Annotated in this window: 18 protein-coding genes; 2 read left to right on the top strand and 16 right to left on the bottom strand. The window is 44.2% G+C overall.

From position 1 onward, the window contains the following. Nucleotides 1-6: 6 nt before the first annotated feature. The 11 genes from LZG72_RS29370 to LZG72_RS25755 form a co-directional block, all read right to left on the bottom strand. Nucleotides 7-1,038: a BtrH N-terminal domain-containing protein gene (locus LZG72_RS29370; protein ID WP_233878034.1), complete on the bottom strand. Its 1,032-nt coding sequence runs from the start codon at nt 1,036-1,038 to the stop codon at nt 7-9. A gap of 4 nt (nt 1,039-1,042) precedes the next feature. Further along, nucleotides 1,043-1,441 carry a hypothetical protein gene (locus LZG72_RS25800; protein WP_233878033.1) on the bottom strand — a complete coding sequence of 133 codons (399 nt, stop codon included), beginning with the start codon at nt 1,439-1,441 and terminating at the stop codon, nt 1,043-1,045. Nucleotides 1,442-1,462: 21 nt separating this feature from the next. Beyond that, nucleotides 1,463-2,605: a beta-ketoacyl-ACP synthase III gene (locus tag LZG72_RS25795; protein WP_233878032.1), complete on the bottom strand. Its 1,143-nt coding sequence runs from the start codon at nt 2,603-2,605 to the stop codon at nt 1,463-1,465. A 2-nt stretch (nt 2,606-2,607) separates the two neighbouring features. Continuing rightward, nucleotides 2,608-3,516, bottom strand: a complete 909-nt coding sequence (locus LZG72_RS25790) for a hypothetical protein (RefSeq protein WP_233878031.1) — start codon at nt 3,514-3,516, stop codon at nt 2,608-2,610. A gap of 23 nt (nt 3,517-3,539) precedes the next feature. Continuing rightward, nucleotides 3,540-4,022 (bottom strand): hypothetical protein, encoded by a 483-nt coding sequence (locus tag LZG72_RS25785; RefSeq protein WP_233878030.1) that lies wholly within the window; start codon nt 4,020-4,022, stop codon nt 3,540-3,542. Between the two features lie 35 nt (nt 4,023-4,057). Further along, a complete protein-coding gene (locus LZG72_RS25780) occupies nt 4,058-5,119 on the bottom strand; it encodes a methyltransferase (protein ID WP_233878029.1) in 1,062 nt (353 codons plus the stop codon). A gap of 9 nt (nt 5,120-5,128) precedes the next feature. After that, nucleotides 5,129-5,854, bottom strand: a complete 726-nt coding sequence (locus LZG72_RS25775; protein WP_233878028.1) for a YdcF family protein — start codon at nt 5,852-5,854, stop codon at nt 5,129-5,131. A gap of 135 nt (nt 5,855-5,989) precedes the next feature. Next, on the bottom strand, nt 5,990-6,622 hold the full coding sequence (locus tag LZG72_RS25770) for a hypothetical protein (RefSeq protein WP_233878027.1): 633 nt from the start codon (nt 6,620-6,622) through the stop codon (nt 5,990-5,992). Nucleotides 6,623-6,648: 26 nt separating this feature from the next. After that, nucleotides 6,649-7,263 (bottom strand): hypothetical protein, encoded by a 615-nt coding sequence (locus LZG72_RS25765; RefSeq protein ID WP_233878026.1) that lies wholly within the window; start codon nt 7,261-7,263, stop codon nt 6,649-6,651. 34 nt (nt 7,264-7,297) lie between these two features. Beyond that, a complete protein-coding gene (locus tag LZG72_RS25760; RefSeq protein ID WP_233878025.1) occupies nt 7,298-8,563 on the bottom strand; it encodes a phenylacetate--CoA ligase family protein in 1,266 nt (421 codons plus the stop codon). Next, nucleotides 8,560-10,275 (bottom strand): C45 family peptidase, encoded by a 1,716-nt coding sequence (locus LZG72_RS25755; RefSeq protein WP_233878024.1) that lies wholly within the window; start codon nt 10,273-10,275, stop codon nt 8,560-8,562. The genes LZG72_RS25760 and LZG72_RS25755 overlap by 4 nt, the downstream gene beginning before the upstream one ends. A gap of 55 nt (nt 10,276-10,330) precedes the next feature. Here LZG72_RS25755 and LZG72_RS25750 point away from each other — a divergent pair, with 55 nt between their 5' ends. Together LZG72_RS25750 and LZG72_RS25745 are read left to right on the top strand one after the other, a co-directional pair. After that, nucleotides 10,331-10,957 carry a 4'-phosphopantetheinyl transferase superfamily protein gene (locus LZG72_RS25750; protein ID WP_233878023.1) on the top strand — a complete coding sequence of 209 codons (627 nt, stop codon included), beginning with the start codon at nt 10,331-10,333 and terminating at the stop codon, nt 10,955-10,957. Between the two features lie 27 nt (nt 10,958-10,984). Next, nucleotides 10,985-13,459 carry a PIG-L family deacetylase gene (locus LZG72_RS25745; protein WP_233878022.1) on the top strand — a complete coding sequence of 825 codons (2,475 nt, stop codon included), beginning with the start codon at nt 10,985-10,987 and terminating at the stop codon, nt 13,457-13,459. Between the two features lie 4 nt (nt 13,460-13,463). Here the strand turns inward: LZG72_RS25745 and LZG72_RS25740 are convergent, their stop codons facing one another. From LZG72_RS25740 to LZG72_RS25720, 5 genes are all read right to left on the bottom strand, one after another. Continuing rightward, nucleotides 13,464-14,573, bottom strand: a complete 1,110-nt coding sequence (locus LZG72_RS25740; protein WP_233878021.1) for a VWA domain-containing protein — start codon at nt 14,571-14,573, stop codon at nt 13,464-13,466. An 85-nt stretch (nt 14,574-14,658) separates the two neighbouring features. Next, entirely contained in the window at nt 14,659-15,087 is a 429-nt protein-coding gene (locus LZG72_RS25735) for a BrxA/BrxB family bacilliredoxin (RefSeq protein ID WP_233878020.1), read from the bottom strand. A 96-nt stretch (nt 15,088-15,183) separates the two neighbouring features. Then, nucleotides 15,184-15,495 carry an SUF system Fe-S cluster assembly protein gene (locus tag LZG72_RS25730; RefSeq protein WP_204660150.1) on the bottom strand — a complete coding sequence of 104 codons (312 nt, stop codon included), beginning with the start codon at nt 15,493-15,495 and terminating at the stop codon, nt 15,184-15,186. A gap of 20 nt (nt 15,496-15,515) precedes the next feature. Beyond that, on the bottom strand, nt 15,516-15,944 hold the full coding sequence (locus LZG72_RS25725; protein WP_233878019.1) for a SufE family protein: 429 nt from the start codon (nt 15,942-15,944) through the stop codon (nt 15,516-15,518). A gap of 30 nt (nt 15,945-15,974) precedes the next feature. Then, a complete protein-coding gene (locus LZG72_RS25720; protein ID WP_233878018.1) occupies nt 15,975-16,355 on the bottom strand; it encodes a DUF5618 family protein in 381 nt (126 codons plus the stop codon). Nucleotides 16,356-16,392: the final 37 nt, after the last annotated feature.

The raw sequence follows: 16,392 nt of genomic DNA, 5'->3' as shown, positions 1-16,392 counted from the left end.
GGATTCTTACTTTCCAAGATTCAGTTTGGAAAGTTTTTGAAAAGCTTCCTTTTCTACCAAACGGATGTCCAGCAGCATATCAGCAATTTCTTCAAAATCCTTTTGTTCCGTTAATCTGCCTTTATAGACTCCGGCCATTTTTATCGCGCTGGCCCGCCACATATCTCCTGCTTTTGTAAAATCTTCGGAAATAGTAGCTACCCTGTCATCCTGCAGATACGCCGCACCTTCTTCGAGGAACGCACCGTAAAGGAAGCGGAAACCGCCGCCACCCGTTCCGATTTCTTCCTGCATCCGAACGATCTGTCCAAGGTAAAGGCTGGCTTTTTTCAATCCCAGTTTATCACGCCATTTACGAATGTGATTGGAAGTGTGTCTGATGCCATCTACTCCCGCAAAATTTCCGGGAATCCTGAGCATGTCCCGAACGTTCCTGCGTATTCCTTTGATAATGCCCTTGCGGATGATGTCGTCGGTGATGGGTGTTATTTTATTGGGAAAATAAATATGTCCTTTGGGGGCGAGCGGACCCTGTGCAAATCGCACGCGGGTCAGTTCCGGCTTTGATAATGAAGTCACATCCTCCATCACCGGATCACTGACCAAATACCGGTCATCTTCCTGCCCGTATACGATGAGGTTATGCGCATTAAAATGGAAACGATATTCCTTTGGAAAATAGGCCAGGTGAAACACGCCGACCTGGCAGCCTACCGGCACACCTTCTTGTACTTTCTTGTCCAGAAATGACTCTGCCGCAGCTGTACTCGAAAATTTCTTTCTTGTCACCTCTACTCCCAGCGACTTACATGTGCGGCTGAAAATCGCGCCGGGCATCGTCCTGAAAGAAATGGCCGGCCCGTTGTTGACAGTTAAAAATGGGATTTGTATGTAAAACAACCCAGACCCCATCCCAAAAGCCAAAGGCTCAGTCATAAAATCGAGGCCGTGGTACCGCAGCAATGCGGTCGTAACTCCGTTTTCACAATGGGCTGTCTGAACGTGGCGGAATGCATCCGTCTGACTATCAATATTCACTCGGTCAACCTTTAAAATTTTTCAACTCACTCACGGAAATATCGAAAGCCCTCGCATATTTTTCGAGCTTGCGCTCGCTCAAACCTTCAAAAACCGAAGGTTTCAAATGTCTTTTAATAAAGAATGGAAAAAACCCGGTGTAGCCAGCGAGTACCGGCAGGTCCATTAACCTGAGTTCCATGAAATAATGTACCGGACTCTTTTCTCCCCGAACCACCGCCTGCCGCGCCTCCTCGATACGCTCGTTCACTTCATCCCAGGCACTGTCCAGTGCCTGCTTTTTCACTTCCCAGCCGCGGCTTAACGCAGTTTCATATTTACCGTCGTCGTTTTTGACGTAGCAAACTTCCCGGGTAAACTTATCCAGCGCACCGGGATCCTGTGGAAGGTCTTCTTTTTTCATTTGATGAAATGAAATTTGTTATCAACACACGGTTAGTAAACAAAACATATACGAAAAGCGCGAACTTTCCGGCACCGCCAAAAGTATTTTTTCACCTTTTTTTAAAGCGCCACTGGTAAAGACTTCTTCCAGCATCATATAAATCGAGGCGGCCCCGACATTTCCCTTTGTGACCAGATTGGTGTACCATTTCTCTTTCGGTATCCCCATTCCCTGCTCTTTCAGATACTCGTCGATCTTTCCTTCAAAGAAATAGCTGGACAAATGCGGGAGAAAGTAGCTCACCTCGTCGATGTTCATCCCTTTTTTGTCAAGGATTGATTTCAATTTGGCAAAACCTAATTTAACGATTTTTTCCCCTAACAACTTCACATCCTGCTTGATACTAAAAATAGATTGTTCCTGAATATCTTCCGGTGGATAGTCTTTGTAGCTTTTAAGTGATCCGTCTTTGAGCTTTTCGGCACCCATATACATGCATGCTTCCTGCTCATTTGCGTACGAAACGCCTTCAATCCAGTCGATTTTAAGCGAAATACCTTCTTCATTCGGTTTTGGTTCTACCAGAAATGCCCCGGCTCCATCAGATAACATCCATCTCAGAAAGTCTTTTTCAAAGGCGATATAGGGATTTTGCTCTAACCTCTGAAGGTGTTGCACTTCATCTTCAAACTGGTTCGACCGCAACACAGATGATAACCTTTCCGATGCGCAGGCTACTGCTTTTTCCTTTTCGCCCAACTTCACAACCATGTAGGCATACTTAAATGCATGCATCCCCGCGCAGCAAACGCCGGAAGGAGAAACAACTTCCACCGACGAAGTGCTCGGAAGGTAACCGTGGACCATTGAGCCGTGCGATGGCATCAACTGATCCGGGCTGGATGTGGCACAACTCAACAGGTCAATTTCACTGAGCTCAGCCGGATTTTTTTTAAACAAACCATGAATTGCCAGGGCCGCCATTTCCGCATTGGTATGCGTTGGCGCTCCATCTTTGCGAAGTGCGTAGTATCTGCTTTTTATACCGTTGTTCCGTAAAACGATGGCTTTCGATTTCGATGGTTTTCCGTTGATGTATCCTAAATAATCTTCCATTTCCTCATTCGAAACGGACTCATTCGGCAAAAACTTGGCAATCCTGGTAATATATGCTTCTGACATTATTAATTGGTTTCTACACCACAAAAGTATTCTTTTTTCTTCTTAATCGTATTTCCGGTAAAAGGTGCCACCAGCAAATTATAAACAAATAAGATTACGGGAGCTACCATGAAAAGGGCAATCAAAAGGTAATATTTAAAGAATCCGACGAGCCTTTTTCGCTTCGCGGGAGTCGTCCCTTTTTTCTTGATCAAATTGGCCCAGATCCTGAAAAGTTTCTTGGCCCGTTGTTCTATAAATAAAATATCGGTCGGTATTTCAATTAATCCCGTAGCCAAAATCTGGCTTTGCAGCTGGCCATATTCGTTCTTCTCAAATGCTTTTCTCACAATGCTGCCGAACCTGGACCCACTTTTGATATCGTCCCTGCTAACACCCGGGAGGGGAAAAATATTCCATTTACTATCCTTCCGTCCGGTGAGCATCCAATGCAAGATTGTCACCGCACTCACCAGATTAGATATTCTGTCCATAAAAGGAATGTTGCCCACCAGCTTTCCACCCGCCTCTTTAATCAGTTTTTTAATGCTTTCCTGCGAATTGATCCACATATTCCGGCCGCCGATAATGGTAACAACCGGAGTATCTTTCATTCTGCTTTTGAATGACGGATCTTTTAAAATTGAGGTGATAGGCAGGGACGGAGAAAGAAACCACGGCTGGTATCCGAGAACGATCAAATCGTAATGCTCAGCAGAAAATTGAAATGGTTTCAGTTCAATGGGTTCTTCTAAAACACATTCCGGCATTTTGTCGAAAAACTCGTCAGTAGTCCAGGGAAATACAAACGGTTTGGCGGGATGGATTTCCAGCCGTTCTACTGTCTTAGCTTCAAACGGCAACAAAAATTGGTCGATGATCTCATTCAGCTGTCCGGTTTGCGAGTAGTTGACTACCAGTATTCGTCTCATTTAAAATCTATTCTTTTACAGACCTACTTCAAGTCAGTCTCTTTTAAAACCTTCGATTCCTTTGCATAGCCGGAAATAACCGCCTTCAATTCAGGATTAAGCTTCCTGTAACCTGAAACAACAGCTTGCTTATCTTCATCCAGGTGTTTGTTGTATTTCAAAATGCCCGGCGCATGTTCCTGGATAGTGAGTCGTAAAAATCGGAATTCGGTATTGTCCGGATTAGCTTTGATTTCATCTTCAAGAAGTGCCGCACCTCGTTTGAATGTCTTCAACTTGCCCCCCACTCCCTTTACGAAGCCGGCTTTTTTCATGATAAGCACACCTTTATAGGCATTGATCTTAGAAGAAGCTTTTTCGCTTTCCAGCCTGGAAAGCGCTTTATCCAGAACTGCTTCATCCCCGCTCGACAAGGCTTTGTAAAAGCCTGTCTTATCTGTTTGAACTGGCCCAAATGCACTTAAGACGCAAATTCCTAAAAGGTAAATAACAACAGCACGTTTCATTTCGACATTTACGAATTATGTTTTCAAAAAGATCATCACGCCTGCTTTTTTCGGCATTCCAGGATGGTGTGATAACTGTCGCCAATGAGCGGATATGTCTCAACTACCTCAAAACCAGCCTGAACCACCAGGTCTTTCATTACTTCCAGGCGATACATTTTGCTATTACCGTTCGCCATAATGGTAAAGTAAAGTGACGTAGCCACGAGACTGTAATGCGCCGCAGGGTAATTTTGGTTATCAAAAAATGGTTCCAGGATAAATAGTGTCGTGTTTTCAGAGGCTGCCTGACACGCATTTTTCAGGATTTGAATGATTTCTTCTTTTGAAAAGCAATCCAGGAACTGGCTCATCCAGATCACATCAGCGCCTTGCGGGATTTTTTGGGACGCATCCAGCAGGTCAATGGCATGGAATTCAATTCGGTCGAGTAAGCCTTTTGCAGTCGCATTGCCTTTTGCCACATTCAGCTGGACGGGAAGATCGAGAACCTTGATTTTTACATCCGGATCGTGATCGCAGCACGCAAACGACCATTTACCGGTATTCCCACCGACATCGAAAAGGAGTTTTGGTTTTTTCCTGAAAACGATTTTCAACGCATCCGGGAATGCATTGTCGGAATAATAATGGTCGAACTCAAACCAGGAAGTTTTCGCCGGCTCCGGTAATATCGATAAACCCTCATAGATCGTCGGCCAGTCGCCCAGTACTTTCAATCCCTCCGGTTTTCCTTTGACAATGCTTTCGGTCATGTTTTTGGCACCGAGGTAGCAAACGTCGTTCATGAAATTCATATTCACCCGGGTCATTTCATCCTTTAATAGAAAGAAACCAGTCTTACTGATCTTGACCACATCGTTTTCAATCTCCACCACTCCCAAAATTTCTGCCGCCTCCAAAAGCAGATTTACACCATACTCCGAAACTTCCACCTGCTCGATAATCGTTTCAATGCTTACTCCTTTTCGGTGATTACTGATAAACTGCAGGATTCCCAGATCTCTCAGCGCAATAACCGACTGGAAATACATGGGGCCGAACGCAATTTTCTGGGCTTCATACTTGGCTTCGATGGCCGATAAATCTTTTTTCATTGTAAGCGTTTAATGTTCCTGACTTTTTTCTGAAGAAGGTATAATCCGGTCTTTATATTTTCGCCTGTATTTTTTCTTTTTCAAGTCCTCCTCATGCCAGAGGATGTATTTCCCCATTGTCCCGCGAAATCGCTGAAAAAAGTTCTCGCGGGCCGAAAGTTTTTCAAAATTCGGCTTCATGGTGTTGCTCAATTCGATTTTCGGCTCGTAAACGTTGATGGTTTTGATTGTATCGATTACGGTAGGCATTAATCCGATCGGCAGCTCGTAGCGTTTGATAAACCGTTTCATGTAACTGTTTTGGATCGGATCAGTTGCCAGCGCAATTTTAGAAAAGCCCAAGTCTTTTGCAAGCCGGTACGAATAGTAAATGTTTTCCGTACTATGCTCCGCTTTTTCCTCCGTAAATAGATGCTCCCTGGGTACACCCAGCGCCTCGGCGTATTTTGCCATCACCCGGCTTTCAATATACGGTGTCGCAACGGCTGACCCGGAAAAGATGATATTCCTGGTATACCCTTTCGAGTACAGATAATACGCCCAGTGAATCCGCAACTGGTGCACCATATCCCATTTCTGACCATTATAAGGAAATCCGGGAACGATGATCGCGTCGTATGGCTGGTTCTTTACACCCTTGTTGAATGACTTCTCGGCCGAGCGATAAAGCATTTTGCCACATCCTGAAAGCAGCAATGTGACAAGCAGTGAAAAGAACAATGTTGTGAAACGCACGTTTGTTGATTATCTGTTAAACAGTAAGCTGTGAATCGTTTACCAAAACCGGCAAACAACTCACAGCTTACAAAGAAATGCTATGGTATCGGTAATGAAATCAGAATTTTAAAAATAAACAATTCTGTTCACTTTCTAAGCTTTATAAGACTTGCTCCACTTTTTATACAATTTGGAATCTATTTCCTGGTTGATTTTGTACACGCCGCCGGCCCAGTAGTTGCGAAAACCAAAGCCGCCAGCCTTACCTTCCACTTTTTCTGTATAAAGCACTTTCTTTGTTTTGAGGTCGATAAACGTTGCCCAAACGATCAGTTTTTCAGCCGTTTTGTTCAGTGATTCAACCACATAAACCAACCCAACCCCATCTGTTTCGGATAATGCATATTTCGAAACCGATTTTTTGACCTGATCTTCTGTAATCGAATACTCAGAGTCAATGATGTTGTCGGCTACGCTTGCTGCCTTGTTAAACTTGATCATATCCGCCACTTTTGAGGCATATTGATCATCTTTCAGGTTAAATGCTTTTTGGAGTGAAAACTTCTTCGGCTCCATTTCGATCAGGTTGTTCCAGCTCACAATGTGCTGGTTTTGAATCGCTGACGGATCGGTAAAACCTACGGTACCGATGTATTTGGCCTGTGTAAAATCCAGACCCAGGAAAACGAGCTTCGTTTTGCCCGCAAACAGATCCGCCATCGTGTTATCGGCGGACACGTTCCCCGCGGTTAAAAGAACAAATGCAATAAATAATAGCTTTTTCATAGAGTAATAGATTTAGTAGCGACTAATTATTTAAGCTTTTTATCAAGAAATGCAGAAAGGGTTTTCCCGGCTTTCGCATACGATTCGGCCAGGCGTGCACCGGTATCGAAGTCCATTCCCATCGCCATGCTGCCCGGTACATTACGCATTCCCAGCTCAGCAACTTTACTCGATTTATTCGCAGATTCAACCACATCGATTTCGTAATCCACATAGGCATTTTTACGCATAACACCGACGTTGAAACCCGGCTCTACAAACTTGGTACGAACGATCATCGTGTATGTCGCGTCCGGACGTGACTGGATTACCTGCAGACCTTTGTCTTCCAAACCTTTGTTAAAAAGTTCTTCGAATTTCGGCTCGTAACGGTTTTTGCGATCATCCACCCAGGCCTTTTTCCAATTGTCGCCGCGACCTGCTTCCTTGGCATTGTACTCGGCTGATTTTTTCTCGAGATACTCTTTTTCGGTAGCGAATTTGCCGACGCCGAATTCAGAATAATCGTACTCGATGTTGATTGTTTTTTGACCTGACAAAACAGCTAAATCGCCGGATTTAAGATCGACTCTTTGTGCTAACGTAGCGTGGGTGACCATAGCAATAATGGCCAAAAATGAGGCATTGACAAACTTTTTCATCTGAGTAATTTTATTTTATATGGTAATAGAGGGTTCAAATATAGATCAATTTTTCAGGTTTGCGTTTCTCCTGTTTGTACATTCGAAACGTAAGTTCTTCAGCGGTAATGAAGTCAAAACCGGGCGTCACACGCAGCCTCGATTTGAACAATGAATGCAGCATTTCCTTGAATACCGGCGTCTGCAAATGCATCGGCAGAAGTATCGTAATCTCATCATTTCCAAACTCATTCTTCGAAACCACGACCTGGTACAATTCAATTTCCTTCACCATATCAAGCACATCGAACAATGCCGGTGGAAATATCGTCGTGCCTTTGAACTTGATCATCTGCTGCTTCCTTCCCACCACCGGCCCCAGCCTCGGACTGGTGCGTCCGCACGCGCACGGACTGTAATATACATGACATAAATCGCCGGTTTTGTAACGTAGTAATGGCATTCCTTCCACACCCAGCGTCGTCACTACCACTTCCCCCAGCTCACCGTCTTTCACTGCATTCCCGTCTTCATCCACCACTTCCAGAATGAGCAGGTCCGGATTGAGATGTCCGCCTTTTCCTTCGCCGCATTCGGTAAATGCCGCGCCCATTTCGGTGGATGCGTAAGTGGAGTAAAGCTTTACATTCCATTGTGAAGTAATGCGTTTACCCAGTTCGTTCCATGTAAAATCGGAATTTCGGATCGGCTCCCCGATGCAGATAATGGACTGAATGCTGGATGACCGGAAGTCAATATTATTGGCAATTGCATAATCGATCAATCGTGGAATAAAGGATGGGATCGCAATAATCACCGTCGGCGAAAACCGCTGAATGGACTCCCATTGAAGAAATGGCGCGCCCGGCCCTACGCGGATCATTCCCGCACCAATTTTGCGCGCACCCATCCAGTACGCCAATCCAGCCATAAATCGACGGTCAATTGTCGTCATCAACTGGTAAATGTCGTGTTCACTTCCTCCAGCACATTTAAACGACTCCGACTCATTGGTAGCAAGCCTTTCAATATCCGCATCGGTCAGGTAAAATGCGACAGGGTCACTCAATGTACCCGATGTCGTCACAAAATCCGTGATCCGGCTTTTTGGTACACACAAAAAATCATCGTTTGCAGCAGCCAGGTCATCCTTGGTAGTAAATGGCAATTTGACAAGATCACCGGCAATCAGTATCGAGTCAATATCAATGCTTTTTTCCCGAAATACCTTTTGATAGTATGGAGAATGATCGCTTACATAAGAAAGCAGGTATTTCAACTTATGCTCGGGCGTCTCAGCATGATGCATACTGGTGGTCATTTTGGGTTGGTTTTGAAACTAAAAAACAGAAAAGTTATTTTCTTACACTCTGCAATCCGGTTCCGGATTAACTTTTCCTCCCCGAGAGATGAAACATCGCGTTTCAGCGCTTCTTCATAATAATGGACTGCCTTCTTAAAATTCTTTTTCTTTTTGAAATAATCGCCTAGAGAGGAGTATGTAAGATAACTTTGTGGATTATTGAAGACAAAAGCGATTTCTTCTTCCTGGCTTAGCTCGAATGGGGCGTCAAGCATGACGTATTTAGTAATTTTCTGCCTGGTTTCCTTAAATGCCTGAAACTTCTTATACCCTGCAGATTCCAGAAACGGATCTGCATCGATCTGCAATGAATCGACCGCCCCAAACTGTTTTTTACCGGAAAATACTTCCGCAAGATCGTAGCAAATGAATGCGCCAAGCTGGTACGGCGGAGTTGAAATCCACATTTCTTTTTTGGCCGGCTTGAATAAAATACCGTGATGTGCAATCAGTTGGTTCAACGATTTTGAGTTTCCATACCCGATGAATTTGTCATTTAAACTTTCTTTATCTCTCAGTATATGAGCCGCATCCGCAACATCCATCGGATGATATCTTTCCATTAGCTGCGTCATCCGATCAAACCGCGATTTGGAATCGCTGTTTTGTATGTTATTAATATTGACCGAATCTTTAATGAATGCATTACTCTGATAATGATTCGCACAAACCAGAAAATCCTTCCCCGACTGGTACACATCCATTTTTTGCGGCGATTTTTCAATGATAACCGCCTTATCATCAGCTGCAGAGCCGATCAGCAAAGATTCCGAAACAAAGGTTTCACTTTTACCCGCAATGCGGTTTGCTTCCTCGATCGTGCCCGCATATTGCAGTATTTCCCGGGCCAGGATCGAAATGGGCTCTTTGGCCGTAAACGGAATGTCCGATTTGGATGCATTTAACGTGACGGTAATCCCTTTTTCGTTCATTCCCGAAACTACTCCGGTCAAACCCGCCCAGGCGTAGGAGGCAAACCGGTAACCTTTGTCGGGTTTCATAAAAACGATGAGCTTATCCTCTGCAAACGCGTCGCCCATATAGAAGTCGAAATTCCGGGCTATGAGTAAAGTTGAATCTTTTGATAATGAGTGATTTACCGCAAATGAGGTGCAGCCTACCATATTCAGGTCCGTGAGCGCGTGGCCGATATCGTGTGCTGCGTGGTAGTTGAGTATCCGGTAATATTTCGGGCCGATGTAATTGAATTTTTCCGAAAAAGATTGCGAAACACCGTAAATTTCCTGCTGATTTTCCTCCGGAATATATTTATAAATATCCCGGTTGAACCAGCCTACAAAACCTTTTAACACTTGTAAAAAGAAATGACTGGGTATCAATTCATTGATCTGAGCTACGAAATGGACTTCCTGCTTCTCCATTAATTCCTTTGCAAGAATGCCGTAAATTAGCCCGCGCTCATATGGAGCACCTTCGAGGTACATTTCCCAAATCCCGTGTTTGTTTTTTTTCAACCAGCAATTCCCAACGGCATAATGGTTTTCGGCCACTTTCACCCGTTTGTAACTTTCGGTAGTTTTTGTACTTTCAAGTTTGGGTGCTGGTACCCGAATGCGCCAGATGAATAATCCGAACAGTACCCCGGCGACCAGCAGGAAAATGCTGAGTGATTTAAGGATTCTTCTTGCTAGTTTGTTTTTGGGCCACATATCCGGAGAAACAGACTGTCATTATTCTGTCTGTTTAGATCAAAATTAGTAATAAATGGGGATCAGTTACATAAAAAAGCTCTCGGAAGATGCACAGATAGGCCTTTGGCAAATGACGGAATCCTGGCAGGAACTGAGAGAGCTGGTCGAATTAACGGAGACAGATCAACGCGTATTAACCGAAAAAAAAACAGATAACCGGAGACAGGAATGGCTGGCGTGCAGGGCATTACTTAAAAATATGAGTGGCCGCGACGCTGAAATTGTCTATCACGAGAATGGAAAACCATTTTTAAAAGGTAACAACCATTTCATCTCCATGTCGCATTCCGGTGCGTTTGTGTGTGTTTATCTGGACAACAACAAATCCATTGGCATTGATATTCAGAAGATAAAGCCCGGCATTTCAAAAGGATCTGATTTTTTCCTGAATGAAGAAGAGCAAATGTGGGTGGACGCCGATGATAACCTGTTGCTTCACACGATCTGGTCGGCCAAGGAATCTGTTTTCAAATTTGCAGGAAACCCGGACTTTGATTTAAAAAAACATATCGTTACAAATCCTTTTTCCGGCAACCAAAAAGGTTCGATTGAGGTTAAACTGATACATCCGGATCACACTGAATCCGTTCAGGTTGGCTATGATAATTTTGAAGATTATGTCCTGACCTGGACTGTTTGAATGCTAAAACGTAACCTAAACCCTAATATGCAGCGTACTTTTACGATTTTCCTTCTGGTACTTTCTTTAAAGCTTTCAGCACAAGTTCCATCCCTTTCCTCCAGTGAAATTTTCCAGAATATTAAAAAACTGAATGTACTTGGCTCAGTCCTGTACATTGCGGCGCATCCTGACGACGAGAATACATTGATGCTTTCATATTTATCAAAGGATCAGCTCGTTCGGACGGGATACCTTTCATTGACACGTGGCGATGGCGGTCAAAACCTGATCGGCGCGGAACAGGGATATAACATCGGTGTGATCCGGACGCAGGAACTGCTCGGTGCGCGAAAAATCGATGGAGCTCAGCAGTTTTTTTCGAGAGCGTATGATTTTGGTTTTTCCAAAACCCGGGAAGAAACATTGACTTTTTGGGACAAGGATAAAATCCTGGGAGATGTCGTCTGGATGATCCGAAAGTTTCGGCCGGATGTGATCATTACCCGGTTTCCACCGGATCCGCGCGCTGGTCATGGTCACCATCAAACTTCGGCGTACCTCGCGGAAGAAGGATTTGCATTAGCCGCCGATCCGAAATCCTACCCGGACCAATTGAAATTTGTGAAACCGTGGCAGGCAAAAAGATTGGTCTGGAATAGCTACACGCCCAATTTCACCAACGATACACCTACCGAAGAAAAGAGCTCGTACATCTCCATTGAAATCGGCGGTTATAATTCCATTTTGGGTAAATCTTATACGGAGATCGCAGCGGAAAGTCGCAGCCAGCACAAAAGCCAGGGATTTGGAAGTTCGCCACAGAGAGGGAAACGGACGGATTATTTTTTACATAAAGTTGGCCAAAAAGCTGAAAAAGGGCTTTTTGACGGTGTTGATATTTCCTGGAAACGGATTAAGGGAAGTGAAAAAACGCAGGCGCTCATTTCGCAAACCATAAAAAGTTTTTCAGTAAGTAACCCGTCTGCCTCCATTCCGGACCTGCTGAAAGTACATGCAGAATTGCTTCGGCTGGATTCGGCCAACATGTACATGAAAGCGAAAAAGGAAGAGGTTCAGGATTTGATCCTGCAATGCGCAGGTCTTTGGTTTGAAACGAATCCGGACGATTATTCAGCAGTTGCAGGTGATAAAACGTCGATCCGCGTTTCCATTACTAAAAGGTCCAACTTTCCTGTGAAGTTACTTTCCATGCGTTACACCGGGATCGCGAGCGATACGACGTTAAATCTAAATCTCGACCCAAATAACCTATACACCTATCCGATCAATACAACGCTGCCGGCAGATTTGAAAATCAGTCAGCCGTATTGGCTCGAAAAACCATTAGACAAAGGCATTTTTCAAATTGATAATCAGCAGGATATCGGATTTCCCGAAAATAGGCCCGGGACAAAAACAATGTTCCGTTTTGAGATTGGTGGTCAGACATTTACGGTCAGCCGTCCCTGGATTTACAAATTTGCAGATCCCGCCGAAGGTGAAATTTACCGGCCATTTGAAATCAGGCCGGCAATTACCGCCACGATTACTGAGCCCGTTTACATTTTCCCAACCATGGAGCCTAAAAACGTGACGATGCTGGTTCAGGCGCAGCGCCAGAATGTGAAAGGTTCCATTCGCCCGCAACTTGCAGCTGGCTGGAAATCGGTCCCGGAATCGGCTGAGTTTCAATTTACAAATAAGTATCAGCAACAATATTTCACATTCGCGATTACGCCACCAACCGGAAATCAGGAAGTTACATTAAAAGCGATTGCGACCGTAGAGGGTAAAACATTTGATAAATCGATCAAAACCATTGCCTACCACCATATTCCCAGTCAAACCATTTTTCCGACAGCAGAGGCGAGACTGGCAAAAGTGGATGTAAAAGTCACTGCGAAGAACATCGGGTACATTGCCGGCGCCGGCGACGATGTTCCCACTGCATTACGCCAGATGGATTGCCAGGTGACTATGCTGAATGAGGCTGGTTTGTCCAAAGATCTCGCAGGATACGATGCCATTGTGGTGGGCGTTCGGGCATATAATACCGAAGGTTATCTGGCCAATTATCAGGAAAAGCTGATGGATTACGTTAAAAATGGGGGTACGATGATTGTCCAATATACCATTCCGGGTCAAAAAGTAAAGCAGATCGGCCCGTTTAACATTGAACTTGGCAGGGACAGGATTACTGAAGAAGATGCAGAAATGCGTCCATTAATCCCTGAAAGCCCGCTCCTAAACTATCCGAACAAAATTACTGAGAAGGATTTTCAGGGATGGATCCAGGAGCGCGGACTTTACTTCGCGTCAAATTGGGATAAAAAGAATTATCAGGCATTATTTTCAGGAAACGATAAAGGCGAATCACCGAAAGAAGGCAGTGTACTCTACGCCCAATATGGGAAAGGGCATTACATTTACACAGGTTTGTCGTTTTTCAGGGAATTACCGGCCGGCGTAACGGGTGCTTACCGACTTTTTGCCAACATGATTTCAGTTGGCAAAAAGTGAAAGCTTACTTGACGTTTTTTCTGCGGTTGCGTTGAAAGTCTTCTAAAACAAAACCTCCCAAACCCTGCAAATTGCTATAATACGCACGCCCATTGTTCACCTGAGTGAAGTTTTGAACAAATTGCTTCAAATAAGGATCGGTCGCAATCATAAAGGTTGTGACCGGAATATCCAGCTTGCGGCATTGCGCGGCAAGTGTCAGTGTTTTATTGATGATCTTCCGATCTAACCCGAAACTATTTTTGTAATACCGGATACCTTCTTTTAAACAAGTCGGTTTTCCGTCGGTAATCATGAAAATCTGTTTGTTACGGGTCTTTTTGCGCCGAAGAATATCCATCGCAAGTTCGAGGCCGGCCACTGTGTTGGTATGATAAGGCCCCACTTCCAGATACGGTAAATCCTTGATCTGAATCTGCCAGGCATCATTTCCAAACACAATGATGTCCAATGAATCTTTTGGATATTTGCTCCGGATCAGCTCGGCTAATGCCAGTGCTACCTTTTTAGCAGGCGTAATGCGGTCCTCTCCGTATAAGATCATGGAATGGCTGATGTCGATCATCACGACCGTCGCGGTAGTCGTTTTTTGCTCACGCTCAACCACTTCCAGGTCGTTTTCCATCAGCATAAAATCGCCGATCCCGTGATTTACCTGCGCATTCTTAATGGATTCCGTCATGGCAATCTGGTCGAGCGTATCGCCAAACTGAAAATCACGAATATCGCTGCTCAGTTCATCTCCCACTCCCATATAGGGCGTATGGTGATTGCCGCCGGTTTTTGATCGCTTCAACTTTCCGAAGATCTCATCCAAAGCACTTTTACGAATGCTTTTCTCTGCTTTCGGCGTCATCACGATCCGACTTTTTCCGTCTTCTTTTTCTTCGGTGATGTATCCTTTCTTTTTCAGATCATCAAAAAAATCGCCGATCCCATACGAATCATTGGTGAGTGTATATTGACGGTCCAATTCGCTGAGCCAGGACATGGCCTCACTCACATCTCCGGAAGTCATTAATAACAACTGCTGAAAAATGTCAAAAAGCTGGTCAAACTTGCTGTTCGCATTTTGCTCCGGCGGAATATATTTTGAAAAAAGATGTCCTCGCATGTGAACGTAGTTGAAAGTATCTAAAAGAGACGGCTACTTTCAAAGTTATCGAAAGTAGCCGTATTAGTAATGGAAGCCGAAAGGATTATGCTTCCTCAGCGCAAAATTCTTCGAATGCCATTTGCAAATGCTGTGCGATCATTTCCGCAGAACGTCCTTCAATGTGGTGACGCTCAACGAAATGGATCAACTCACCGTCTTTGAAAAGCGCAACCGCAGGTGACGAAGGTGGGTATGGCAAGGTATACTCACGCATTTTAGCAGTAGCTTCCAGATCTGCGCCAGCAAAAACAGTAGCAAGATGATCTGGCTTAATTTCGCTGCGTGACAATGCAGCTCTCACTCCCGGACGTGCAGCTCCTGCCGCACAACCACATACTGAATTGATCACTACCAACGCAGTACCTTTTGTATTTTGCATGAAGTTATCAACTTCCTCGGCCGATGTCAGATCCTGAAAACCTGCATTTACCAATTCGGCTTTCATCGGAGCCACTAATTGTGGTGGATACATATTCTTTATTGTTTAAAGTTATTGTTTGTCTTGGAGCTTTTAGCAGTTAGCTTTTAGCCTTTTATTTTCGCTTATACTATCGATAGCCAAAGTCATCTACATGAAACCCAGTTCCAGTTTTGCCTCTTCCGACATCATTTCGGTGGTATATGGCGGATCGAAAGTGAGTTCGACGCTTACGTCATTTACACCTTCCACTTCTCTGATTTTCTGTTCTACTTCTCCCGGTAATGTGCCGGCGGATGGGCAGGAAGGAGATGTCAGGGTCATTGATACAAATACATTATTTACCGGAAAAACCTTCAAGTCGTAAATCAGTCCCAGCTCGTACACATCGACCGGGATCTCCGGGTCATATACGGTTTTAATGGCTTTTACTACTTCTTCCTTTAATTCTGATTCTGACATTTTCGACTAAAAATTAATCCTTATACATTGATCGATTTGGCCTGAAAAGCAAAACCGTACGCTTTCATTTGTTTCAACATCGCCGCCAATCCATTCGATCTCGTCTGTGCAAGATGTTGGTGTAGTCCGATCCTCTCCATGAAATATAGATCGGCCATCGCTATTTCTTCAGGAGTATGGCCAGATAACACTTTGACAAGCATACTCACCAATCCCCGAACGATAATGGCATCACTATCCGCCTCAAATTTCAAAAGCTCCCCGTCCATATAAGCATTGAGCCAAACTCTGGACTGGCAACCTTTAATAATATTTTCTTCGGTTTTGTATTGTTCTTCAAGAGGGGGAAACTGCTTTCCGAGATCTATAATGTACTCGTACTTGCTCTCCCAATCATCAAACAATTCAAAATCCGAAATTAGTTCGTCCTGTATCTCGTTTATCGTCATTGATTCTAAATTATCCAACGGTGTTTATAATTACACAACGGTCGTTCTTGTCTCAACCCAATTAATAAGTGATTCAGCAAGTTTTATTCCGGCTGTCGAAACATCAGCGGCAGTATTGCCGTCGTAGCCCATTGCTAAGTGAAGCGTATCATAGGCGGCATTGAAAGAAGCCAAAGCCTTTCTATCCATCCTTCCTATTTTTTCTAAATACCATTCAACATTTTTGCGACCTTTGTTTTTATTCTCAAACAAAGCATCTAACGCAACCAGAACCCCTGTATACGCGGCATGTCCTGCTAACTTCACATACTTTTTGTCATGATAAAAACCATCTTCCTTCTTAGCCTTTTCTCTTAAAATCTCCTTCGCATTATCTAGATAACGCTTTGCTTCCTGTACTGTGTTGGGCATATGTGTATATAGTTTGGTTTATATGTAGAACCTGGCT

This window comes from Dyadobacter sp. CY323, assembly GCF_021390245.1.
Taxonomy (GTDB): Bacteria; Bacteroidota; Bacteroidia; order Cytophagales; family Spirosomataceae; genus Dyadobacter.
This window is presented reverse-complemented; position numbering and strand designations above follow the sequence as displayed.